The sequence below is a fragment of the Rhizobium sp. MHM7A genome (genome assembly GCF_005862215.1).
GTDB lineage: Bacteria > Pseudomonadota > Alphaproteobacteria > Rhizobiales > Rhizobiaceae > Rhizobium > Rhizobium bangladeshense.
Window position 1 is genome coordinate 1 of sequence record NZ_VCHT01000031.1, and the last position, 23,292, is coordinate 23,292.

Consider the following 23,292-nt stretch of genomic DNA (forward strand, 5'->3'; position numbering starts at 1 on the left):
GCAAAGGGACATGCATATATCTCCAAGGCGAAGCCATTGTTTTTATAAGCATGTCGCACTTGGAAATAGAATGTACCGCGGCTACATGCTAATCTGGCGTAATCGACATTATGGAACTTGAACTTAGCAGAGCGGCGCTCATCATCGGTGGCTTCATCAGCCCGCAGTCGTCTCTGGCGATCCTGTCCATCAACATCGCGCTCGGGGGAGTTTGGGCTTCGAAGGTAAAACCCTTGAATAGGTCACGTCCCCGTAGGCTGAATCGACATCACCGGATAATAATGCGGCTTGCGCTGTGGGTGGCCCACCTGCAGGCGGCGCGCTTCGCTCTCGTCGCCCAAATATTAAGCAAATGCTACCAAGTGTACACACTGCAAAATAGCTAGGGAAACGACGTCAGAAAAATCAACAGCTTGTAAGCTGGCACACCTCTTGCACGTAATTTGCCGAGTTGGTGGCTAGGGTTCCGGCGCATTACACAAGCGCGGCTGGTCCGAGAGCCACCACCGGCGGGGAGAAATCCGTCGGGTGCACGGCGGGACAAAAGCCCGGGAGACCTCGTAAGCCAAGGGATTGGTGGCACGATGGTCATTGCCGATCCCTTTTGAAGAAAAGCAGAAGGGGAATTTCAATGCAGACTTTTTCGAAGATCGTTTCAACCACAGCCCTGGCGGTATCACTGATGCTGGGCCTCGGTTCCGCAAAGGCGGAACAGAAGACGGATTTCAAGGTCGCCTGGTCTATCTATGTCGGTTGGATGCCCTGGGGCTACGCGGCCGACCATGGCATCGTCAAGAAATGGGCGGACAAATATGGAATCAAGATCGAAGTCACGCAGTTCAACGACTACGTGGAGTCGATGAATCAGTACACGGCCGGCGCCTTTGACGCCGTGACGCTGACCAATATGGACGGCTTATCGATCCCGGCTGCGGGCGGCGTCGATACGACCGCCGTGATCGTCGGCGACTTTTCGAACGGCAATGACGCCGTGATCCTAAAAGACAAGGCGAGTCTTGCCGACATAAAGGGCCAGAACGTTAATCTCGTCGAATTCTCCGTCTCGCACTATCTGCTCGCCCGTGCGCTCGAGAGCATCAAGCTGGCGGAGCGCGATGTGAAGGTGGTCAACACGTCTGATGCCGACATGGTCGCGGCGTACAAGACGCCTGACGTCACCGCTGTCGTCACCTGGAACCCGCTGGTCTCCACCATCCTCGAGGATCCCACTGCCAAGAAGGTTTTCGACAGTTCTGAAGTGCCGGGTGAGATCATCGATCTGATGGTCGCCAATAGCGGCGTACTGAAGGACAACCCGAACTTCGGCAAGGCGCTCGCCGGCATCTGGTATGAAACCGCCGCACTGCTGCGCGCCGAGACCGCGGAAGGCAAGGCAGCCCGCGAGGCCATGGGCTCGGCTTCGGGCACCGATCTCGCCGGCTTTGAAGCCCAGCTTGCTGCCACCAAGCTCTTTGACAAGCCCGCTGACGCCGTTGCCTTCACAACCTCACCCAACTTGCCGAAGACCATGGACCTTGTGCGCAACTTCCTCTTCGAGAAGGGACTGCTCGGCAATGGCGCGTCGTCCGCCGACGTCATCGGGATCGAAATGCCCGACGGCAAGATATTGGGCGATACCGGCAATGTGAAGCTGCGCTTCACCGATTCCTACATGAAGGCAGCCGCGGACGGCTCGCTCTGATCGTATTGGACGCGCGGTTCACCCGCGCTCCCTCCCCTTCATCAGCGGAGCATTTCCATGCGTTGGATCAATACGAGGCCGAGCCGCGGCGCGCAGTTCGCCTTGATGCTTCTGCCCTTCGTGCTGCTCGCGTTATCCTATGCCTTCGGCTCGGCCACGCGACTGGCAGAGAACGCCAATGACAAGCTTCTGCCGAGCCTTGCCGGCTTTGCCGATGCTATCAACCGTCTGGCCTTTGTCGCCGACCAGCGCACCGGCGAGTTTCTGCTCTGGTCGGATACGGGCGCGAGCCTGGTCCGCCTGCTCTCCGGCCTCGGCATATCGACGGCGATCGCGCTCGTTATCGGCACGGCAATCGGCATGCTGCCTTATCTCAGATCTTTGCTCGCCCCATTCATCGCCGTCATTTCCATGGTACCGCCGCTGGCGCTGCTGCCGATCCTATTCATTGTCATGGGGCTCGGTGAAACCTCCAAGATCGCCCTGATCGTCATCGGCGTTGCTCCGACGATGATCCGCGATTTGGCGTTGAAGGCGCTGGAATTGCCGCGGGAACAGATCGTCAAGGCCGAGACGCTCGGCGGCTCCTCCTGGCAGATCGGCCTGCGTGTCGTGCTGCCGCAGATCCTGCCGCGGCTGATCACCTGCCTCAGGCTGCAGCTGGGCCCAGCTTGGCTGTTCCTGATCGCGGCCGAGGCGATCTCCTCGGACTCCGGCCTCGGCTACCGCATCTTCCTCGTCCGCCGCTATCTCTCGATGGACATCATCTTTCCCTATGTCGTCTGGATCACCCTGCTCGCGGTGATCATGAACACCTTGCTCGATCGCCTGCGCATTGCCGTCTTCCCCTGGTCGGAGCTGGAGAAGCAGGCATGAGCGAATTGAAGATCGAAAGGGTCTGGAAGGAGTATGGCGACCAGATCGTGCTCGAAAACGTCTCCCTGACCGTCGCCTCGCGCGCCTTCGTCGCCCTCGTTGGCCCTTCCGGCTGCGGCAAGACCACCTTCCTGCGCATGCTGCTCGGCCAGGAGCAACCGACGAAGGGCAAGATCCTGCTCGACGGCGAGCCGCTGCCGGCGGAGCCGGGGCCGGACCGCGGCGTCGTCTTCCAGCGCTATTCCGTTTTTCCGCACCTCACGGTGCTCGGCAATGTGCTGCTCGGCAAGGAATTTTCCGCTGCGCGCTACAAGGCCAGGCTTTTCGGCGCGGCACGCCGCAACGCCATTGAGGAAGCACGCGAACTGATCTCCGAGGTCGGGCTCGCCGGTTCGGAGAGCAAATATCCCGCGCAGCTTTCCGGGGGCATGCAGCAGCGCCTTGCGCTCGCCCAGGCTCTCATCATGAAGCCGAAGGTGCTGCTGCTGGACGAGCCCTTCGGCGCGCTCGACCCCGGCATTCGCGCCGAAATCCACACACTGATGAAGCGGCTCTGGCATGAAACGCAGATGACCGTCGTCATGGTTACCCATGACATGCGCGAAGCTTTCACGCTCGCAAGCCGGGTCGTGGCCTTCGAACGCCGCCGTGATCGGCCGGAGGAGAAGGAGCGTTACGGCGCCACCATCACCAAGGATATTTCCATCTGGCCGCCGCGCCTTGCCGGCCAGCTATCGATTTTCAGCCCCGACCGGGACGGCCCGGTCGCTTCCCCGGGGCGCAGCCGGGACGACCTGGCATCATCAGGAGAGATGCTATGATGCATGTGAGACGATCGCCCGAAGAAATCGCCGCCAATCGCGTGCGTTACGAGGAGCACCAGAAAAAGGGTCTGGAATTCGCGCCCAAGGCCCTGCCCGGCCCAAGCCAGCTGCCGGCGCCGGCCATCGATGCCGACGCCATCATCCAACAGGAGACCGTCCCGGGCGGCTGGTACTGGTCGACGAGGCTTCTGCGCGGGGAAGCAATCCGCATCGACCAGGGCGAAGGAGATTCCACAGTGGCGCTTGTTGCCTGGAATGCCGAGGATACGAGCGAGCGGATCAATCTCGTCGATACCGCCAAGGTCCAGTGGACGACGGCGCTCGGCAAGGGGCGGGTAATTTTTTCCGACATGGGCCGCGTCATGTTCTCGATGATCGAGGACAGTTCCGGCGCCCATGATTGCCTGATGGGCGGCTCGACGGCGGCCTCGAACGCGTCGAAATATCCCGGCGAAAAAACACGCAATACCCGCGACAACCTGATCCTCGTCGCCGTCAAGCTCGGCCTCGAACGTCGCGATATCCCCGGCATCCTCAATCTCTTCGCGCCCGTCCGCCTGTCCGAGGGCGGAAGCTTCGGCTGGCACGGCAAGCGCTCCAACAGCGGCGATTACGTCGATCTGCGCGCCGAGATGGACATGCTGGTCGGCTTTTCCACTTGTCCGCATCCGCTCGATCCGGATCCGACATACCAGCCGAAGCCTGTTGTCATCACGCGCTATAAGGCGGCGCTTCCGCTTGCCGATGATCTTTGCCGCACGGCAACGGCCGAAGCTGCGCGCGGTTTCGAGAACAACGCCCTGATGCAGGCCTGAGGAGAGAACGATGTCCGATTTCATCCAGACCTCACCTGACCGCAGCCTGCAGAATGCAACGCAGGAGCATTTCATCGCGGCCGAAGCCCCATGGTCCGGAATCGTGCGCAAGGGTCAGACGATCCGCATCGAGGACAGTTACGGCCAGCAGGCGATCGACACGCTCTTCTACCGCGCCGATGATTTCTCGGAGCGCTATTCCAATCAGGATACGATGCGCATGCAGGGCGCCGCCTATATCGGCATCGGCACCAAGATCATGTCGAATGAAGGCAATGTCATGTTGACCATGACGGCCGACAGCTGCGGCCGCCATGATACGTCCGCCGGCGCCTGCTCCTGCGAGAGCAATACGGTGCGTTTTGGCCACGGCACGAAGTACCTTCATGCTTGCCGCGACAATTTCGTGCTCGAAGTTTCGAAACACGGCATGGGCAAGCGCGACATCGTGCCGAACATCAATTTCTTCATGAACGTGCCGATCAAGGCGAATGGCGAGATGACGATCGTCGACGGCATTTCTGCGCCTGGCGATTATGTGGAACTGGTCGCCGAGATGGACGTGCTCTGCGTCATTTCCAACTGCCCTCAGATCAACAATCCCTGCAACGGCTTCGATCCGACGCCGATCCGGGTGCTGATCTGGGATGGCGAGGACTGAGCATGTTCAAGAAGGTCCTGATCGCCAACCGCGGCGAAATCGCCATCCGGCTCATCAAGACGCTGCGACGGATGGGCATCGCCTCTGTCGCCGTCTATTCCGATGCCGATCGTTTCGCCAAGCCCGCGATGATGGCTGATGAGGCAGTGCGTCTTGGGCCGGCGCCGGCCAGCGAAAGCTATCTCAACGTCGATGCGGTTATCGCGGCCTGCAAGGCGACAGGCGCTGAGGCCGTACATCCCGGCTACGGCTTCCTGTCGGAAAATATCGATTTCGCCGAGCGCCTTGCCGCCGAAGGCATCGCCTTTATCGGCCCGCGGCCCGAGCACCTTTCTGCTTTCGGGCTGAAACATACGGCGCGAGAACTCGCCAAGGCGAGCGGCGTGCCGCTCCTGCCCGGCACGGGTCTGCTATCAAGCGCCGATGAAGCGCTCGTGGCGGCAGAATCTATCGGCTACCCCGTCATGCTGAAAAGCACGGCCGGCGGCGGCGGCATTGGCATGCAGCTCTGCGCCGATGCCGAAAGCCTGAAAGCATCCTTTGAAAGCGTGCAGCGCACCGCACGGGCAAGCTTCGGCGATGCGCGCGTCTATATCGAGCGTTTCGTGGCAGAGGCGCGGCATGTCGAGGTGCAGATCTTCGGCAATGGCAAGGGCGCGGTGATCGCCCTCGGCGAGCGCGACTGCTCGCTGCAACGGCGAAACCAGAAGGTGGTCGAGGAGACCCCCGCCCCCGGACTTTCCGCTGCGACCCGCGCCCGCCTGCACAAGGCGGCCGTCGATCTTGGTGCCGCGGTCTCCTACGAATCCGCCGGCACCGTGGAATTCATCTATGATCCGCTGCGCGAGGAATTCTATTTCCTCGAGGTGAACACCCGTCTGCAAGTCGAACATCCGGTTACCGAAGCTGTTTTCGGCATCGACCTCGTCGAATGGATGATCCGTCAAGCTGCGGGTGAGGATGTGCTCTCGGGCGCCGAAGCCTTCCAGCCGAAAGGAGCGGCGCTCGAAGTGCGCGTCTATGCCGAGATGCCGCATGCCGATTTCCGGCCGAGCGCCGGTCTGCTGACCGAGGTTGCGTTTCCAGAGGACGCGCGTATCGACGGCTGGATCGAGACCGGTACTGAGGTGACGCCCTTCTACGACCCGATGCTCGCCAAGGTGATCGTTTCCGCCGAAGATCGTCCGGCGGCGATCGAAAAGCTGAAGGCGGCCCTTGCCGGCACGTCGATATCGGGCATCGAGACCAATCTCGACTATCTCAGCGCCATCGCCAACTCCGAGCTTCTGGCGAGCGGCAAGGTCGCGACGACGGCGTTGCGCGACTTTTCCTTCGTGCCTGACGTTATCGAAGTCATCGCGCCGGGCGCCCAATCCAGCATTCAGGAACTGCCAGGTCGGCTTGGCCTTTGGCACGTCGGCGTGCCGCCGAGCGGCCCAATGGACGAGCGCTCCTTCCGCCACGCCAACCGCCTCGTCGGCAATGGCGACGCGGTCACAGCACTCGAGCTGACAGTGTCCGGCCCGGTGCTGAAATTCCATACCGATATCGTGATTGCCCTTGCCGGCGCCAGGATGACAATGAGCGTCGATGACGAGAAACTGCCGCATGGCGAGGCCATTACCATCCGCGCCGGTCAGATCCTCTCAATCGGCAGCATCGATGGACCTGGGCAGCGCGCATACCTCGCGGTAACAGGCGGTTTTTCCGCCCCCGTCGTACTTGGCTCGCGCGCCACATTCGGGCTCGGCCAGTTCGGCGGCAATGCCACCGGCACGCTGAAGACCGGCCACGTTCTGCATCTCGCACGCCAGGCCGCGGCCGAGCCGCCGATGCCGGCAACGGAGCCAGCGGAACTGACGCGCGAATGGGATGTCGGCCTTGTCTATGGTCCGCATGGGGCGCCTGATTTTTTTCAGGACGGTGATATCGAGACTTTGTTTTCGACGCTCTACGAAGTGCATTTCAACAGCGCCCGCACCGGCGTTCGCCTGATCGGCCCTGCGCCGAAATGGGCGCGCAGCGATGGCGGCGAGGCCGGCCTCCATCCCTCCAACCTGCATGACAATGCCTATGCCATCGGCGCGATCGATTTCACCGGCGACATGCCCATCATCCTTGGGCCGGACGGGCCGAGCCTCGGCGGCTTCGTCTGCCCGGCGGTCATCGCGCGCGACGAACAATGGAAAATGGGCCAGTTCAAGCCGGGTGATCGCATCCGCTTCCATCCTGTCGCGCGACCGGACGATCCGATCGCCGGCCCCGTCGTGCATCGGGCGAAGCAAGAGACGGGCTCGCCTGTCATCGGCAAGCGGGACGACGGGCCTGTCTCCGTCGTCTATCGCCGCCAGGGCGATGACAACCTGCTAGTCGAATACGGGCCGATGACGCTCGACATTGCCTTGCGGCTGAGGGTGCATCTTTTGATGCAGGCCGTCTCGCAGGTCCGATTGCCCGGCATCATCGATCTCACGCCCGGCATCCGCTCGCTGCAGATTCATTATGACGGCACGACGCTGACCCGCAAACGCCTGCTCGGTCTGCTCTCTGAGATCGAGGCAAGCCTGCCGGCGGCACAGGATGTCACCGTGCCGAGCCGCATGGTGCATCTGCCGCTTTCCTGGAACGATCCGGATGCGGAACTTGCCATGCGCAAGTATCAGGAACTCGTGCGGCCGAACGCACCCTGGTGCCCTGACAACATCGAGTTCATCCGCCGCATCAATGGCCTGGCGGATGAACAGGCCGTGCGCGACGTTGTCTTCAATGCCAACTATCTCGTGCTTGGCCTTGGGGACGTCTATCTCGGCGCGCCGGTGGCCACACCGGTCGATCCGCGCCACAGGCTGGTGACGACGAAGTACAATCCGGCCCGCACATGGACGCCTGAAAATGCCGTCGGCATTGGCGGAGCCTACATGTGCATCTATGGCATGGAGGGTCCAGGCGGATACCAACTCTTCGGACGCACCATCCAGGTCTGGAATACTTGGCGGCAGACGCCGGTCTTTGCCAGGGGCAAGCCGTGGCTGCTCGACTTTTTCGATCAGATCCGTTTCTTCCCGGTCGACCATAGGGAACTGGCGGAAGCCCGCAGCGCCTTCCCGCACGGGGGCTATCCCGTCCGGATCGAGGAGACGGAATTCTCATACGCCGCCTATGAGCGGGAATTGCAGGCCAATGCCGCCTCGATCGGGAACTTCAAGACTCGCCAGCAGGCCGCTTTCGATGCCGAACGCCAGCGTTGGAAAGAGGCGGGCCTCGACAGCTTTGTCACCGACGAAGGCTCCAGCGAAGGCCCGGATGGGGACATCCCCGAAGGCTGTTTCGGGGTTGCCAGTGCCGTGCCCGGCAATATCTGGAAACTGCTGGTCGAGCCGGGCGCACCGGTTGCGGCCGGTGACACTCTTGCCATCATCGAATCCATGAAAATGGAAATCAACGTTACCGCACATGCGCCAGGCCGCGTTCGCGACCTGCGCGCCGGCCCCGGACGAAACGTCAAAGCGGGCGATATCATTGTTGTTCTGGAGGAGTGCTGACCTATGCTGCCGACCATTCTTGATCTAACCAGCCTTCGCGCAGCCTATGAGGCAGGCAAAAGCCCGCTCGATATCATCGAGATCGTCATTGCCCGCCGGGCCGCTTCGACGGATCCCGCTATCTTCATCACGCCGACGCCCGAGGAGATATTGCGGGCCGAAGCGCGCGCTCTGACGGAGCGTGCACCGGAGCCGAACAGCCTGCCGCTTTGGGGCATTCCCTTCGCGGTAAAGGACAATATCGACGTGGCGGGTCTGCCGACGACAGCTGCCTGCCCTGCCTTTTCCTACCAGCCGCAGAAGGACGCAACTGTGGTTGCGAGGCTTAGGGCGGCGGGCGCAATCGTCATCGGCAAGACTAATCTCGACCAGTTTGCGACCGGTCTCAACGGTACGCGCTCGCCCTATGGGGCGCCGCGCTCGGTCTTCGACAAGAACTATGTGTCGGGCGGCTCGAGCTCCGGCTCGGCGGTTGCCGTCGCCTCGGGCTTGGCGAGCTTCGCGCTCGGGACGGACACGGCCGGCTCCGGGCGCGTGCCGGCGGCTTTCAACAATCTCGTCGGCATCAAACCGACTCCGGGGCTGGTGCCGAATGTCGGCGTCGTGCCTGCCTGCCGCAGCGTCGATGTCGTCACCGTCTTCGCGCCAACGGTCGGCGACGGCGTTGCCATCCGCAAGGTGATGGAGGGTTACGATGCCGCCGATCCGTTCTCGCGAAAGGCGGTTCCAGCCAACCTGCCTGCCTCCGGCCTGCGGATCGGTGTGCTCGAGGGAGCAGAGCGGGAATTCTTCGGCAACAGGCAAGTCGAAGCCCTCTATGACGCCGCGATCGAAAGGGCGCGCGCGCTCGGCGCCACCATCGTTCCCTTCGACTACACGCCGTTCCGGCAGGCGGCTGAACTGCTCTACAACGGCCCCTGGGTCGCCGAACGGCTGGCGGCGGTCAAAGAGTTCCTGGCAACAAATAGCGATGATTTTGACCCGACAGTGCGGGCGATCATCGAAGGGGCAAGAGCTTATGACGCCGTCGACGCCTTCGAAGGCCGGTACAGGCTGGAGGCGCTGCGGCAGAAAACCCGGTCCAAATGGGAGAAGGTGGACTTCCTGATGCTGCCGACCTCCCCCACAACCTACACCGTCGAAGAGATGCAGGCGGACCCGATCGTCAAAAACAGCCATTTCGGCCGCTATACCAACTTTGCCAACTTGCTCGACTGCGCGGCGATTGCCATTCCCGCCGGCTTTGACGCTAGCGGCCATCTGCCTGCAGGTGTGATGTTGGTGGGGCCTGCCTTCACCGACGATGCGATGGCGCCCTTCGCCGATGCCATGCACCGGGCGGCAGAGACCGGCATGGGTAAGGACCGCAAAGCCGCGCTGCCGGAGGCAAGCCGCGTGATACTTCCAGCCGATGACTTCGTTCCGATCGTGGTCGTCGGCGCGCATCTGACCGATATGCCGCTGAACCATGAGCTGACGCGGGTGGGCGGATACAGGTTGCGAGCAGCCCGAACGGATGACAGCTACCGGCTCTTTGCCCTCAATGGCACGGTCCCGCCCAAGCCGGGGCTGGTGCGAGATCCGGACTTTTCCGGCAATGGGGTGGAAGTTGAAGTCTGGGCCCTGCCACCGGCAGCATTCGCCCATTTCGTCCAGAACATTCCGGCTCCGCTTGGTGTGGGCAAGATCACCCTCAATGATGGAACTTGCGTAACGGGATTTCTCTGCGAGGGGCATGCGGTGGCCGGTGGACGAGAGATCACCGAGTTCGGCGGCTGGCGCAACTATATCAGGGCAGTCAGCCCGGCGGCCTGAAGGGAGACCGGATGCAAAAGCTCCTGTCAAAGGTGATGCAGCTGGTTCTTGCGGGTCTCATTGCCAGGACCGGCGCGATCTGGACGGGCAGGCGATAGGGACGGAGTGCATCTGCCCGCCTTCAGTTCATTTTGTTTCTGTGCGTCGTTGTCTGGAACCCGCGCACACTTTGATGCGGCATGCCCTCTTTAGTGCCCGCGATGGGCAAAGGCTGCAAAGAGCAACAGGGCTTCACCAGCCACTAAAAGGCATCGGTATGGGCGTAAATTGATGCTTTTCGTGCGCAATAATTTTCCCTACTCACTGCTTGATTAGCAATGAGAGGTGCGGCGATGCCAATGCCATTCTACTGGAGTGAACTGAACAGCTACGATTTTGCCGGGCTTCCCGCTGACACTACGATCGCCGTGCTTCCCATCGCCTCGATTGAACAGCATGGCCCCCATCTGCCTGTCGCGACCGATGTCGCCATCGCCAAAGGCATGCTTGCCGAGTTGCGGAAGCAGAAGCCAGCTGATCTCGATTGTCTGGTGCTTCCGACACAGGAGATCGGCAAGGCCAACGAGCATATCTATGGACCGGGAACGCTGTCGCTCGGCGCCGAACTGCTCATTCAGGTCTGGACCGCGATCGGCGCCAAGGTTGCCGAAGCCGGCATCCGCAAGATGGTGATCGTCAATTCGCATGGCGGCAATGTCGATATCATGAGCATTGTCGCGCGGGAGCTGCGCGTGCGCTACGCGATGGCGGTCGTCTCCACGCAATGGGGTCGCTTCGGCCATCCCCAAGGCATGATCAGCGAACATGAATTGAAATACGGCATCCATGGCGGCGAGGTGGAAACGTCGCTCATGCTCTACTTCCGGCCCGATCTGGTACGGATGGACAAGGCTGAGAATTTCACGTCGAAGGCGGAATGGATGCGCGAGCAATCGAAATACATGCAGCCGCTGCCGCCGCATTCGCTGGCCTGGATCGCCCATGACCTCAATCCCCATGGCGTCGTCGGCGACGCATCTCTGGGCACAGCCGAAAAGGGCGAGGCCATTTGCCGCCATCAGGTCAAGGGTTTTGTCGAACTGCTTTACGACCTGAAGAGCTATCCGCTTTCCCATCTTTACGCGAAGTAAAGCCTTGTCCGAACCGTGGCTTATATCGCGACGGACGTATCTGCCGCGATGTGACCCTTGGCCTGCAGCTCCTGCACCAGCCCGGCCAGTTCCGCCAGCAGATATTCGACGAATAGGCTGGTGGCGGAATCAAGCGGCGCGCGTGCGCGGGCAAAAAGCTTCATCGGCTGGCGGCGCGCATGCGGCTCCGCGATCGGTCGGAAGACCAATTCGCCCTGCCGGCATTCGGTGATGACATCGAGCGGGTTCAGGATCGTCAGCCCCGCCCCCGACTTGACCAGCTTCTTCAGCATCTCCGAGGCATTGGTTTCGAGCACCGGTTCGACATGCACGTCCAGGCGCGCCAGGGCCAGATTGATCACGTCACGCAGGCTCGTCCCTTGCTGTGCCAGCACAAGCCGCTCCTGGACGATATCCGCCAGGTTGATCGGCCCGGAGCCGATCAGGTGGTGACCGGGCGGCAGAACAACGCCGATAGGAATGTCGAAATTGCCGAGGGTGCGGATGCCGGGCGTTGCCGGAATATTGAAGCCGAGGCCGATATCCACCTCGCCTGACAGCACCGGATTGACCGTCATCGTGCCGGCGTCATTGCGCAATTGCATGAAGACGCGCGGATGTTCCGACTGGAACCGCGCGATGATTTCCGGCAGCGGCCCTGCCGCAAGGCCAACCGTCGTCACCAGCCTGACCTTGCCCGCCTGCTGCATCTTCAGGCTGCGGATGCGCCCCTCCAGCCGTTCGTAATTCTTCAAGACGTCGCGAATATGTTCGATGCAAAGCTCGCCGGCGGCAGTCAGGCGCAGCCCGCGCGGCAGGCGCTCGAACAGCGGCGCGCCCATTTCCTCCTCCAGCGCGAGAATCTGCCGGTTGATCGCCGAAGACGCCACATTCAGCCGTGCCGCCGCCTTTCGGATCGAGCCCGATCGGGCGATCTCGTTGATATAGAGCAGCTTTCTGGAGTGCAGCATCAGGACCTCGTTGCACAAAAATCAAGCACGGAGCGTAAATTAGGCACAGGCTTTCGGTGAGATGCCGAAAAGGCATCATTGCGCACGAATTTTGATGCTTTTCAAAGAGCAAAGCAATCGCTCCTATGAAGAAAATCGGACGTCGCCTCAGACGTTGCGAATTCAGAAGGGGAACGTCGATCATGTCCAATATAGTGAAGCACAGCGTCTCTTCCGCACTTATAGGTCTTGGCGGAATGTTAGCCTGCATGGCTGGCGCGCATGCAGCCGATAAGGTCAGCTATGGCACCAACTGGCTGGCGCAGGCCGAACATGGCGGGTTCTATCAGGCGGTTGCCGATGGCACCTATGCGAAATACGGCCTCGATGTGACAATCGTCCAGGGAGGCCCCAATGCGGCAAACAGCGCACTGCTGATCTCCGGTAAGATCGATTTCTACATGGGCGGACCGCAGGGCGAGATTTCGGCCGTCGAGCAGGGCATCCCGCTCGTCGATGTCGCCGCAATCTTCCAGAAGGATCCGCAGGTGCTAATCGCACATCCCGATGCAGGCATCGAGAAATTCGAAGATCTCGCTAAACTCAAGACGCTGTTTCTCAGCAAGGACGGCTATCTTACCTATTTCGAATGGATGAAGGCGAATTTCAAAGGTTTCAGGGACGAGCAGTACAAGCCCTATAATTTCAGCCCTGCGCCCTTCCTTGCCGACAAGGATTCCGCACAGCAAGGTTATCTCACCTCCGAACCCTACGAGATCCAGAAGCAGGCCGGCTTCGAGCCGAAAGTCTTCCTGCTCGCCGACAACGGCTACTCTCCCTATTCGACGATGATCACCACGACCCAGGCAATGATCGACGCCAAGCCCGATCTCGTCCAGCGCTTCGTCGACGCCTCGATCGAGGGCTGGTACCACTATCTCTACGGCGACAACACCAAGGCCAACGAGCTGATCAAGAAGGACAATCCTGAAATGACGGATGGCCAGATCGCCTATTCCATCGCCAAGATGAAGGAATACGGCATCATCGAATCCGGCGACAGTCTCGACAAGGGCATCGGCTGCCTGACCGAGGCGCATTACAAGGCGTTCTTCGACGAAATGGTTGAGATCAAGGTGTTCAAGCCGGAGACGGATTATACCAAGGCCTTCACGACCAAATTCGTCTGCAAGGGCATTGGAATGGCGATGAAGAAGTAAGCCGCACACGCCATCTGCGATCCGCCGCGAACACGGCGGATCACATTCCCCTGCATGAACGAGACAGCCAATGCCCCCAGCAGAAGCTCAGGCACTATCCCCGAAAGAGACGCGCAAGCGGCCGCTGGTCGTCATGCAATCGGTCTCGAAAGCCTTCTCCAGCGGAACTGTCGCGCTTTCGAACATGTCGCTCACCGTGGAAGGCGGTGAGTTCATCAGCCTGCTCGGCCCTTCCGGTTGCGGCAAGTCGACGGCGCTGCGGATCATTGCCGGCCTAGGCGACGTCACGTCAGGGGCGATCGACTGGCCGAGTTCGCGCATCAATTCCAAGGGCCTTCCGGAGGGGGATATCGGCTTCGTTTTTCAGGAGCCGACGCTGATGCCGTGGAAGAACGTGTTCGACAATGTTCACCTGCCGCTGAGGCTTCGACATATTTCCAAGAAGGCGGCGCATGATCAGATCATGGAAGCGCTGACCACCGTTGGGCTCGAGGATTTCGCCAGCGCCTACCCGCGCGAGCTTTCCGGCGGCATGAAGATGCGTGTGTCGATCGCTCGCGCGCTGGTGACGAAGCCGAAGCTGCTGCTGATGGACGAGCCCTTCGCGGCTCTCGACGAGATCACCCGCCAGAAGCTGAATGACGACGTGCTCCGGCTTTGGAAGGTGACCGGCATTACCGTCATCTTCGTCACCCATTCTGTCTTCGAATCCGCCTATCTCTCGAACCGCATCGTTGTGATGAAGGCAAGGCCCGGACGCGTGCATGCCGATCTGCCGCTGACAGCCAGCCTGGAACGCGACGCCCATTACCGCACTTCGGAAGAGTATCGCAAAGCCTGCGAGACGGTCTCGCATTCGCTCATCGGCGCGATCAACGCTGCGGGGGATCATCGATGAGTGACGAAACGGCCGCCGCACCGCTGCTTGTCAAAACCGCTGCAAGCGTCAGGAGCCGCGATCTGGCGCTGCGCGTCCTGATCCCTTTGCTTGTTATCACGGCGCTGATCCTGATCTGGTATGCCTATGTCAGACTGTCCGGCGTGCCGCCCTATATTCTGCCAGGCCCGGCCGCTGTCGCCAGCGCTTTCGTCACCGACTGGGGTACGCTTGCCCCTGCCCTCTGGGTCACAACCAAGATCACGCTGATGTCGCTAATGCTGGCGCTCGTCGGCGGCGTGGGTTTTGCGATCTTCCTCGTGCAATCGCGCTGGATCGAACTCGCCTTCTATCCGCTCGCGGTCATCCTCCAGGTCACACCTATTGTCGCAATCTCGCCGCTGATCCTAATCTACGCGCCGTCGACGCAGGTGGCGCTGCTGATATGCGCTTTCCTCGTCGCCTTCTTCCCGATCCTTTCGAATATGGTCCAGGGGCTGAAAAGCGTCGACCACAATCTCATCAACCTGTTCGAGCTCTACGGCGCCTCACGCTGGCAGACGCTGCTCTTTCTCAAGCTGCCGGCCGCCCAGCCCTATTTCATGACTGGTCTCAGGATCGGCGGCGGCCTCGCGCTCATTGCCGCCGTCGTCGCGGAATTTGCCGCAGGTTCGGCGGGTGCCGGATCCGGTCTCGCTTTCCGGCTTCTCGAAGCGCAGTACCGGCTCAATATTCCGCGCCTTTTCGCGGCGCTGCTGATGCTCTCTCTGCTCGGCGTGGCGATCTTCGCCGTCACCTCCTTCATTTCCTGGCTTGCCCTGCACCGCTGGCACGAGAGCAGCCTGAAACGGGAAAACTGATGACCTATTCCTTTATATCGCCGCCCAATGCCGGCCGCTTCGTGCTGAGTAATGCAACGCTGCCTGCCGCCGCCGTCACCGGTTATCAGGGGCTTGTTGTCGAGGGGCTCGTCCGGGCCGATATCGTCATCGCCGACGGCATCATTGCCGGTGTATTGCCACCCGGGGAAGCGCCCGTGGAGCTGGCGAAATCCGACCTGAAGGAGGGCATGGTCTGGCCCTGCTTCGCCGATATGCACACGCATCTCGACAAGGGCCACATCTGGCCGCGCAACGCCAATCCGGACGGCACATTCCCGGGAGCTTTGGAAGCTGTGCGCGCCGATCGCGAGGCGCACTGGTCGGCCGCCGACGTGAAGAAGCGCATGGAGTTTTCCCTGCGTTCCGCCTACGCACACGGCACCAGCCTCATTCGAACCCATCTCGATTCTCTTGCGCCGCAGCACCGCATTTCCTTCGAGGTCTTCGCCGAAATGCGCGAGGCCTGGAAGGACAGGATCGCATTGCAGGCCGTGGCGCTGTTTCCGATGGAAAACATGGCGGACGCGGCCTATTTCGCCGATCTCGTCGCGGTGGTCCGCGAAACGGGCGGGCTGATCGGCGGCGTCACCCGGATGAGCGCCGCTCTCGACAGCCAGCTCGACATGCTGTTCAGAACCGCGGCCGATACGGGCCTCGATGTCGATCTTCATGTCGATGAGACGGACGATCCGGCTGCCGAAACCCTAAAGGCGATCACGCAAGCGGTGCTCCGCAACCGCTTCGATGGCAAGGTGACGGCCGGCCATTGCTGCTCACTCGCCCGCCAGGATGAGGAGACGACAAAACGCACGGTCGATCTCGTCGCAGAGGCCGGTATCGCCATCGTCTCGCTGCCGATGTGCAACATGTATCTGCAGGACCGCTATTGCGGCCGGACACCGCGCTGGCGCGGCGTCACCCTGTTCAAGGAACTGGCCGCGGCCGGCGTCGCGACAGCGGTCGCCTCCGACAATACCCGCGATCCCTTCTACGCCTATGGCGATCTCGACCCGGTGGAGGTGTTTCGTGAGGCAGTCCGCATCCTGCATCTCGACCATCCGCTGGATACCGCCGCCCGCGTCGTCACCACCTCACCCGCCGATATTCTCGGCCGGCCGGATGTGGGGCGCATCGCCGTCGGCGCATCGGCCGATCTCGTGCTCTTCAGCGCCAGGCGCTGGAGCGAATTTCTTTCCCGTCCGCAGTCCGACCGCGTCGTGCTTCGCCGCGGCAAGGTAATTGACCGCAGCCTGCCGGACTATCGTGAACTCGACAGCGTCGTTGGAGCCTGACATGCCGGATTATCAGACGATCAAAAAGGAACTCGAGGGCATCGCCATCGAAGACAATCCGGCGCTGGTGCGCCAGAAGAGCCGCGATTTCTATTGGTATTCGCCGATACTGAAGGCGCAGCTCGACAATGTGACGGCCGATCTCGTCGTCACGCCGAAAAACGAGGAAGAGGTCATCCGGACGCTGAAGGTTGCCTTCGCGCATGGCGTGCCGGTCACGCCCCGTGGCGGCGGCACCGGCAATTACGGGCAGGCGATGCCGCTCTCCGGCGGCATCGTGCTGAACCTGGCGGCCATGGACAAGATCAAGGAAATCCATCCCGGCCGGGTGATTTGCGAACCGGGCGTCATCATTGCCCAGCTCGACAAACAGACCAAGGCCCATTCCGGCCAGGAGCTGCGGTTCCATCCCTCGACGGCTCAGATGGCGACCGTTGGCGGTTTCATCGCCGGCGGCTCCGGCGGCGTCGGCTCGATCACCTGGGGTGGCTTGCGCGATCTCGGCAATATTCTGCGCCTGCGGGTCGTCACCATGGAAGCCGAGCCGCGTGTGCTCGATCTCACCGGCTGGGACCTGCAAAAGGTCAGCCATGCATACGGCACTAACGGCGTCATCACCGAGATCGAAATGCCGCTGGCACCTGCCTATGATTGGGTCGACGTTCTCGTCGGCTATGACGATTTCATGGCATGCGTGCGATTTTCGGACGCGCTTGCCAAATGCAATGGCATTCTCGTCAAAGAGATAGCGCCAATCGCTGCTCCGATCCCTCATGACTACTTCACCCGTCACAAGCCCTATATCCGCAAGGGGCAGTCGGTGGTGGTGCTGATGATCGCACCGCATGCGATGGATGCCTTCCTGGCCTTCACTTCAGCCCACAAGGGCGAAGTGATCTTCCGCTCCGACAAGGTCGAGAGCATGAAGGGCATCCCGCATGCCTACGAACTTGCCTGGAACCACACGACCCTGCGGGCGCTGAAGGTCGATCCGGGCTTTACCTACCTGCAGGTCCAGTATCCGGGCCCGGATCACGTGGCCAAGGTCGCCAAGATGGTGGAGATCTTCGGCGACGAGGTGCCGGGGCATCTCGAATTCATCAAGTTCGACGGGCAGATCCAGTGCTCCGGTCTGCCGCTGGTGCGCTATACCACAGAGGAGCGTCTTGAAGAGATCATCCAAATCCACCAGGATCACGGCTGCCCGATCTTCAATCCGCACCGCTATACGCTGGAGGAAGGCGGCATGAAGCGCACCGACAAGGTACAGCTCGCCTTCAAGCACGAAACCGATCCCAAGGGGCTTCTGAACCCCGGCAAGATGATCGCCTGGGAGAACCCTGACTTCGATTTCAATGCCGGCAAGAACTATCTCTTCCCCGGCCTTGCGAGCGTCATGGAGGCCTCATGAGGGTTCTCGTGCTGCATTCGCATCCGGTGGAGGAAAGCTACGGCAAGGCGCTCTACAAGCAGACGCTGGAAAGCCTGCGCCACGCCGGCCACGACGTGGACGGATGCGATCTCTACGCCGAGAACTTCGATCCCGTTCTTTCCCGGCATGACCGGCTCGCCTATCACGACTATCCCGGCAATACCGAACCGGTGAAATCCTATGTCGAGCGGCTGAAGCGGGCCGAAGGACTGGTGCTGGTGACACCGGTCTGGAACTTCGGTTTCCCGGCGATACTGAAAGGCTATTTCGATCGCGTCTGGCTTCCCGGTGTCTCCTTCGAACTCATTGAGGGCAAGGTGGAATCGCGGCTGCGCCATATCAGACGGCTTGCCGCTGTGCTGACTTATGGAGCAACGCCATTCCGCGCCTTCGCCGCCGGCAACCCGCCAAAGAAGATCGTCAAGCGGGTTTTGAGGGCGCAGATCAATCCGCTGCGCCCGGTCACCTTCCTTGCTCATTACGACATGAACAACTGTACGCCTGAAACGCGAGCGCGTTTTCTGGCGAAGGTGAAGACGTCGATGGAAAATTTCTGAAGCGCATCGCGCCACTGGGCATCATAGTATTTTGGCGGCTGTGACTTCGACTTCGACGAGAAATTCCGGCCGTGTGAACCCGCTAACGATGATCAATGTCGAGGCCGGCTTCGGGTCCAACGTATACTTGTCGCGCACCGCCATATAGGTTGGGAAATCCTCCCGCTTCGTTACGAACCCGGAAATGCGGATGACGTCCGCAAAACTCATCTGCGCATCTTCAAGAATAGCCTTGATCGCTTCGAAGCACATCTCGGCCTGTTTGCCGATGTCTTCCGGCACGTCATCGTCGAGACCAATGCCGAGCTGACCTGAGGTGACGAGCAGCGAAGCGCCCGGCGGCACAAGCAATCCATGATTATAATTACCGAACGGACGGCGGACCGAGGGCGGATTGAAAATCTTCTTCATCGGCATCTCCTGCTCAAAGCGGAATACGGAGCGTTATTCTAGCTGGTTGGATAGCAGGGGCGTGATTGAGTAAATAGCCGGTTTTTCGGTTCCAAGATCGATCGAGTTTCGTTTCGGTCTTCCGCCAGTATAAGCTCACCGCCCATGTGCAGTGCACAAATAGAAAGCTCTTGCTAATGCAGGCGAGACATAAACGCATAAAACATTATCATGTTGCGTCGATGCTCAACAAATAGGCAATGCCTGATTTTCAAACTTCCTGGATAATTTTCAAAGCATTATCCGACTTTTCTGAAATTGGCACGCTGATTGCAGGCCTCCTAAATGCATCGGTCAACGGCGACCGGCGCAGATAGGCGCGGCATAAGCGCTTACGTTAGACACCGACGTCGCAAGGTTTGCCATCGGGACTATCCATCCCGTGGACGCATTCCGGCGGCGTTTTTTTGTGTCCAAATTCAGCCAGCAGAGGGAACCTGCGCATGACAAAGAATTCGACACCCGGCATCACCCGCCGCAACATTCTCAAGACGACTGCGACGGCCGCCCTCATCGGTGCCGTCAAGACTGCCTTTCCATCCGGCGCGTTCGCAGCTGGGCCTGGCCCTGAAGTGAAAGGCATCAAGCTCGGCTTCATCGCGCTCACGGATTCCGCGCCGCTGATTATCGCTAAGGAGAAAGGGCTTTTCGAAAAGTATGGCCTGCCGGAAACCGATGTCGCCAAACAGGCCTCCTGGGGTGCGACCCGTGACAATCTCGTGCTGGGTGGCGCGGCGAACGGTATTGACGGCGCCCATATCCTCTCGCCGCTCCCCTATTTGATGCATACCGGCAAGGTGACGCAGAACAACAAGCGGGTGCCGATGGCGGTCCTCGCCCGGCTCAATCTCGACAGTCAGGGTATTTCCGTCGCCAAGGAATATGCCGAAACCGGCGTCCAGCTCGACGCCTCGAAGCTGAAGGCGGCTTTCGAAAAGAAGAAGGCGGAAGGCAAGGAGATCAAGGCTGCAATGACCTTCCCGGGCGGCACTCATGACCTCTGGATCCGCTACTGGCTCGCTGCCGGCGGCATTGACCCGAACAAGGACGTTTCGACGATCGTCGTGCCGCCGCCCCAAATGGTGGCCAATATGAAGGTCGGCAACATGGACGTCTTCTGTGTGGGCGAACCATGGAACGAGCAGCTCGTCAACCAGGGGATCGGCTTCACCGCCGCCACCACCGGCGAGCTCTGGAAGGGCCACCCTGAAAAGGCGCTGGGGCTGCGCGCCGAATGGATCGAAAAGAACCCCAATGCCGCCAAGGCTCTGCTGATGGCCGTCATGGAAGCGCAGCAATGGTGCGAGAGCATGGACAACAAGGCGGAGATGGCTGAGATTCTCGGCAAGCGCCAATGGTTCAACGTCCCGACCAAGGATGTGCTCGGCCGCCTCAAGGGCGACATCAACTATGGCAACGGTCGCGAGGTCAAAGCAACCGACCTCTACATGAAGTTCTGGAAGGACGGCGCCTCCTACCCGTTCAAGAGCCACGATAGCTGGTTCATGACCGAAAACATCCGTTGGGGAAATCTGCCGGCGACGACGGATATCAAGGCGCTGGTCAACGAGGTGAACCGCGAAGACATCTGGCGCGAGGCTGCCAAGGATCTCGGAATCGCTGCTGCCGACATTCCCGCATCGTCGTCCCGCGGCAAGGAAACCTTCTTCGACGGCAAGGTCTTCGATCCTGAAAATCCCTCCGCCTATCTCGAAAGCCTTTCGATCAAGGCTGTCTCCTGAGCCGTTTCCGGCGCGCGACCAGCGCGCCGGCCCCTTTTTCACGTGAGGAGCGCGTCGATGTCCGCCCTGGCAAATAAACAAAATCCCTCCACGGCCGTCTCCGTTAAGCGGGCGGCAAAGGTCCTGCCGTTTTCGGGCGGGCATGGACCACGGATCGACTTGCGCCGTGCGGGTCTGGCCGCATTTCGCAATGTCGTTCCGCCAACCGTCGTACTGGCGCTTCTCCTGCTGGTCTGGCAGGTGCTGTGCTCTTCGGCCGACGCGTCTCTACCCTCCCCGCATCAGGTCTGGCAGGACAGCTATGACCTGATCGCCTATCCCTTCTTCAATTACGGTTCCCAGGATATCGGGCTCGGCTGGCGAGTGCTCGTTTCGCTGCAACGTGTCGCTTACGGCTTCGGGCTAGCGGGGGTGGCCGGCGTCATCATCGGAGCCGTCATCGGACAGTCTGTCTGGGCAATGCGCGGCCTCGATCCGATCTTCCAGGTGCTGCGGACGGTTCCGCCGCTCGCCTGGCTGCCGCTCTCGCTCGCAGCCTTCCAGGATTCCAGCCCTTCGGCGATCTTTGTCATCTTCATTACTTCGATCTGGCCCGTCATCATCAATACCGCCGTCGGCGTTCGCAACATTCCGCAGGACTACCGCAATGTCGCTGAGGTGCTGCGCCTCAACCAGTTCGAATTTTTCCTGAAGATAATGCTGCCTTCGGCAGCGCCCTACATCTTCACCGGTCTCAGGATCGGCGTCGGGCTCTCCTGGCTTGCCATCGTCGCGGCAGAAATGCTGACCGGCGGCGTCGGCATCGGCTTCTTCATCTGGGATGCCTGGAACTCGTCGCGTCTTCCGGACATCATCGTGGCGCTGGCCTATATCGGCATCGTCGGCTTTGCCCTCGACAAGCTGGTGGCGGCGCTCGGTAACATCGTCACCCGCGGCGCCATGGCCAATTGAGGAGCGCGACTTATGAACGCCTATCTGAAGCTCGACCGTATCGACAAGCATTTCGACCGCGGCGGTGTGCGCGCCGATGTCCTGAGGGATATTAACCTGACAATTTCCGAGGGCGAGTTCGTTTCGATCATCGGCCATTCGGGCTGCGGCAAGTCCACCTTGCTCAATCTCATCGCCGGTCTGACCCCGGTTTCTGCAGGCGCGGTGCTCCTTGAGGACCGCGAGGTCAACGAGCCGGGTCCGGAACGCGCTGTCGTCTTCCAGAACCACTCGCTCCTGCCCTGGCTGACGGTCTATGAGAACGTCAATCTTGCCGTTTCGAAGGTCTTCAGCAGAACGAAGACCAAGGCCGAGCGGCATGACTGGGTGATGGCCAATCTCGACCTCGTGCAGATGGCCCATGCCAAAGACAAGCGGCCTTCGGAAATATCGGGCGGCATGAAGCAACGCGTCGGCATTGCCCGTGCGCTTTCAATGGAGCCGAAGATCCTGCTGCTCGACGAGCCGTTCGGCGCCCTCGACGCGCTGACCCGCGCCCATCTTCAGGATGCGGTGATGGAGATCCATAGCCGGCTCGGCAACACGATGGTGATGATCACCCATGATGTCGATGAAGCGGTGCTGCTGTCCGACCGAATCGTGATGATGACCAACGGCCCGGCAGCACGCATCGGCGAAGTGCTCGATGTAACGATTCCTCGTCCCCGCAATCGCATCGACCTTGCCTCTGACCGGACATACCTCAAATGCCGCGAGGCGGTGCTGAAATTCCTTTATGAGCGTCACCGCTTTATCGAGGCTGCGGAGTAAGTCGCATATAGCCACGAGGGTTTTGCCGTCGTGGCTTTTCTTCCGGCTGATCCGAGGCGCCGGATTTCAGCCGTCGTGCGCGCCCGGCTCCCCGGCGGTTGCAAACACCGCGCTGGCATCGCTGACCATCTCCACATGGGAGTAAGCCGCCTGCGCAGCGGCAGCGCCATCAGCGCGCATGATCGCGGTCACGATCCGGTCGTGCTCCTCATAGGATTTCGCCAGGCGTCCGGGTAGCCGGAACTGGGCCCGTCGAAAGGGCGCTAGCCGCGCCCGCGTCTGGGTCACCATCTCGAAAACATGATCGTTATGCGCGCCGCGATAAAGGCGGGTGTGAAATTCGGTGTTGTGCGCCGCATATTCCTCTTCCGCGCCGGTATGCACGAGCCTCATCGACGCCTGGTGCTCCAGCTCCAGTGTGCGCCGCTCATCGACCGTCATACGCTCAGCCGAGAGCCTGGCGCAGATCGCTTCAAGTTCCGCCATCGCCTCGAACATTGAATGCAGGTAGTTTTCGGTCACGTTGGTGACGACGGCGCTGCGGTTCGGCTCTCGGTCGACAAGCCCCATCGCCCCGAGCTCACGAAGCGCCTCACGCACGGGCGTGCGTGACACGTCAAAACGGGCCGCCAGCGAGACTTCGTCAAGCTTCTCGCCCGGCAGCATCCGCCCCGTGACAATCATATCGGCAATCGCTCGTACCATCTGTTCGACGGTGGTTCCTGCCCTGATGAGCTCTCTGCGCCTGACTTGCTTCAAGGAATG

Annotated in this window: 20 protein-coding genes and 1 riboswitch; of the genes, 17 read left to right on the plus strand and 3 right to left on the minus strand. The window is 60.8% G+C overall.

Going from position 1 to position 23,292, the window contains the following annotated elements; all coding sequences use genetic code 11:
• The first annotated feature begins 447 nt into the window (after positions 1-447).
• Positions 448-557: riboswitch (guanidine-I (ykkC/yxkD leader) on the plus strand.
• Between the two features lie 74 nt (positions 558-631).
• The 8 genes from FFR93_RS38975 (at position 632) to FFR93_RS39010 (ending at position 11,365) form a co-directional block, all read left to right on the plus strand.
• The gene (locus tag FFR93_RS38975; protein ID WP_138397051.1) at positions 632-1,702 is read left to right on the plus strand and encodes a putative urea ABC transporter substrate-binding protein; all 1,071 of its coding nucleotides are present in this window, start codon (positions 632-634) and stop codon (positions 1,700-1,702) included.
• Positions 1,703-1,759: 57 nt separating this feature from the next.
• The gene (locus FFR93_RS38980) at positions 1,760-2,578 is read left to right on the plus strand and encodes an ABC transporter permease subunit (protein WP_064709217.1); all 819 of its coding nucleotides are present in this window, start codon (positions 1,760-1,762) and stop codon (positions 2,576-2,578) included.
• On the plus strand, positions 2,575-3,399 hold the full coding sequence (locus FFR93_RS38985; protein WP_064709218.1) for an ABC transporter ATP-binding protein: 825 nt from the start codon (positions 2,575-2,577) through the stop codon (positions 3,397-3,399). Before FFR93_RS38980 ends, FFR93_RS38985 begins: the two co-directional genes overlap by 4 nt.
• Positions 3,396-4,217, plus strand: a complete 822-nt coding sequence (locus FFR93_RS38990) for an urea amidolyase associated protein UAAP1 (RefSeq protein WP_138397052.1) — start codon at positions 3,396-3,398, stop codon at positions 4,215-4,217. Before FFR93_RS38985 ends, FFR93_RS38990 begins: the two co-directional genes overlap by 4 nt.
• 10 nt (positions 4,218-4,227) lie before the next feature.
• On the plus strand, positions 4,228-4,878 hold the full coding sequence (locus FFR93_RS38995; RefSeq protein WP_138397053.1) for an urea amidolyase associated protein UAAP2: 651 nt from the start codon (positions 4,228-4,230) through the stop codon (positions 4,876-4,878).
• 2 nt (positions 4,879-4,880) lie between these two features.
• Complete coding sequence (gene uca, locus FFR93_RS39000) at positions 4,881-8,420, plus strand: urea carboxylase (protein ID WP_138397054.1); 3,540 nt, start codon at positions 4,881-4,883, stop codon at positions 8,418-8,420.
• A 3-nt stretch (positions 8,421-8,423) separates the two neighbouring features.
• On the plus strand, positions 8,424-10,235 hold the full coding sequence (gene atzF / locus FFR93_RS39005) for an allophanate hydrolase (RefSeq protein ID WP_138397055.1): 1,812 nt from the start codon (positions 8,424-8,426) through the stop codon (positions 10,233-10,235).
• A gap of 332 nt (positions 10,236-10,567) precedes the next feature.
• Positions 10,568-11,365 (plus strand): creatininase family protein, encoded by a 798-nt coding sequence (locus tag FFR93_RS39010; RefSeq protein ID WP_138397056.1) that lies wholly within the window; start codon positions 10,568-10,570, stop codon positions 11,363-11,365.
• A gap of 20 nt (positions 11,366-11,385) precedes the next feature.
• Here the strand turns inward: FFR93_RS39010 and FFR93_RS39015 are convergent, their stop codons facing one another.
• Positions 11,386-12,336: a LysR family transcriptional regulator gene (locus tag FFR93_RS39015; RefSeq protein WP_138397057.1), complete on the minus strand. Its 951-nt coding sequence runs from the start codon at positions 12,334-12,336 to the stop codon at positions 11,386-11,388.
• A 182-nt stretch (positions 12,337-12,518) separates the two neighbouring features.
• Here FFR93_RS39015 and FFR93_RS39020 point away from each other — a divergent pair, with 182 nt between their 5' ends.
• From FFR93_RS39020 to FFR93_RS39045, 6 genes are all read left to right on the plus strand, one after another.
• Positions 12,519-13,535, plus strand: coding sequence for an ABC transporter substrate-binding protein (locus tag FFR93_RS39020; RefSeq protein ID WP_138397058.1), 1,017 nt, complete (start codon positions 12,519-12,521; stop codon positions 13,533-13,535).
• A gap of 70 nt (positions 13,536-13,605) precedes the next feature.
• Positions 13,606-14,433: an ABC transporter ATP-binding protein gene (locus FFR93_RS39025; RefSeq protein WP_138397059.1), complete on the plus strand. Its 828-nt coding sequence runs from the start codon at positions 13,606-13,608 to the stop codon at positions 14,431-14,433.
• The gene (locus tag FFR93_RS39030; RefSeq protein WP_138397060.1) at positions 14,430-15,272 is read left to right on the plus strand and encodes an ABC transporter permease; all 843 of its coding nucleotides are present in this window, start codon (positions 14,430-14,432) and stop codon (positions 15,270-15,272) included. The genes FFR93_RS39025 and FFR93_RS39030 overlap by 4 nt, the downstream gene beginning before the upstream one ends.
• Positions 15,272-16,585: a cytosine deaminase gene (locus FFR93_RS39035; protein ID WP_138397061.1), complete on the plus strand. Its 1,314-nt coding sequence runs from the start codon at positions 15,272-15,274 to the stop codon at positions 16,583-16,585. The genes FFR93_RS39030 and FFR93_RS39035 overlap by 1 nt, the downstream gene beginning before the upstream one ends.
• 1 nt (position 16,586) lies before the next feature.
• The gene (locus FFR93_RS39040; protein WP_138397062.1) at positions 16,587-17,996 is read left to right on the plus strand and encodes an FAD-binding oxidoreductase; all 1,410 of its coding nucleotides are present in this window, start codon (positions 16,587-16,589) and stop codon (positions 17,994-17,996) included.
• The gene (locus FFR93_RS39045) at positions 17,993-18,574 is read left to right on the plus strand and encodes an NAD(P)H-dependent oxidoreductase (RefSeq protein ID WP_064709230.1); all 582 of its coding nucleotides are present in this window, start codon (positions 17,993-17,995) and stop codon (positions 18,572-18,574) included. The genes FFR93_RS39040 and FFR93_RS39045 overlap by 4 nt, the downstream gene beginning before the upstream one ends.
• A 21-nt stretch (positions 18,575-18,595) precedes the next feature.
• Here FFR93_RS39045 and FFR93_RS39050 read toward each other — a convergent pair whose 3' ends face one another.
• Positions 18,596-18,985 (minus strand): RidA family protein, encoded by a 390-nt coding sequence (locus FFR93_RS39050; protein WP_138397063.1) that lies wholly within the window; start codon positions 18,983-18,985, stop codon positions 18,596-18,598.
• Positions 18,986-19,467: 482 nt separating this feature from the next.
• Here FFR93_RS39050 and FFR93_RS39055 point away from each other — a divergent pair, with 482 nt between their 5' ends.
• From FFR93_RS39055 to FFR93_RS39065, 3 genes are read left to right on the plus strand one after another with little or no spacing between them, the layout of a single operon-like run.
• Complete coding sequence (locus tag FFR93_RS39055) at positions 19,468-20,766, plus strand: CmpA/NrtA family ABC transporter substrate-binding protein (RefSeq protein WP_064713056.1); 1,299 nt, start codon at positions 19,468-19,470, stop codon at positions 20,764-20,766.
• A 57-nt stretch (positions 20,767-20,823) separates the two neighbouring features.
• Entirely contained in the window at positions 20,824-21,717 is an 894-nt protein-coding gene (gene ntrB, locus FFR93_RS39060; protein ID WP_138397064.1) for a nitrate ABC transporter permease, read from the plus strand.
• A 12-nt stretch (positions 21,718-21,729) separates the two neighbouring features.
• A complete protein-coding gene (locus tag FFR93_RS39065; protein WP_138397065.1) occupies positions 21,730-22,527 on the plus strand; it encodes an ABC transporter ATP-binding protein in 798 nt (265 codons plus the stop codon).
• Between the two features lie 66 nt (positions 22,528-22,593).
• On the opposite strand, the gene FFR93_RS39070 is transcribed toward FFR93_RS39065, so the two are convergent.
• A complete protein-coding gene (locus FFR93_RS39070; RefSeq protein WP_064709484.1) occupies positions 22,594-23,286 on the minus strand; it encodes a GntR family transcriptional regulator in 693 nt (230 codons plus the stop codon).
• Between the last annotated feature and the right edge of the window lie 6 nt (positions 23,287-23,292).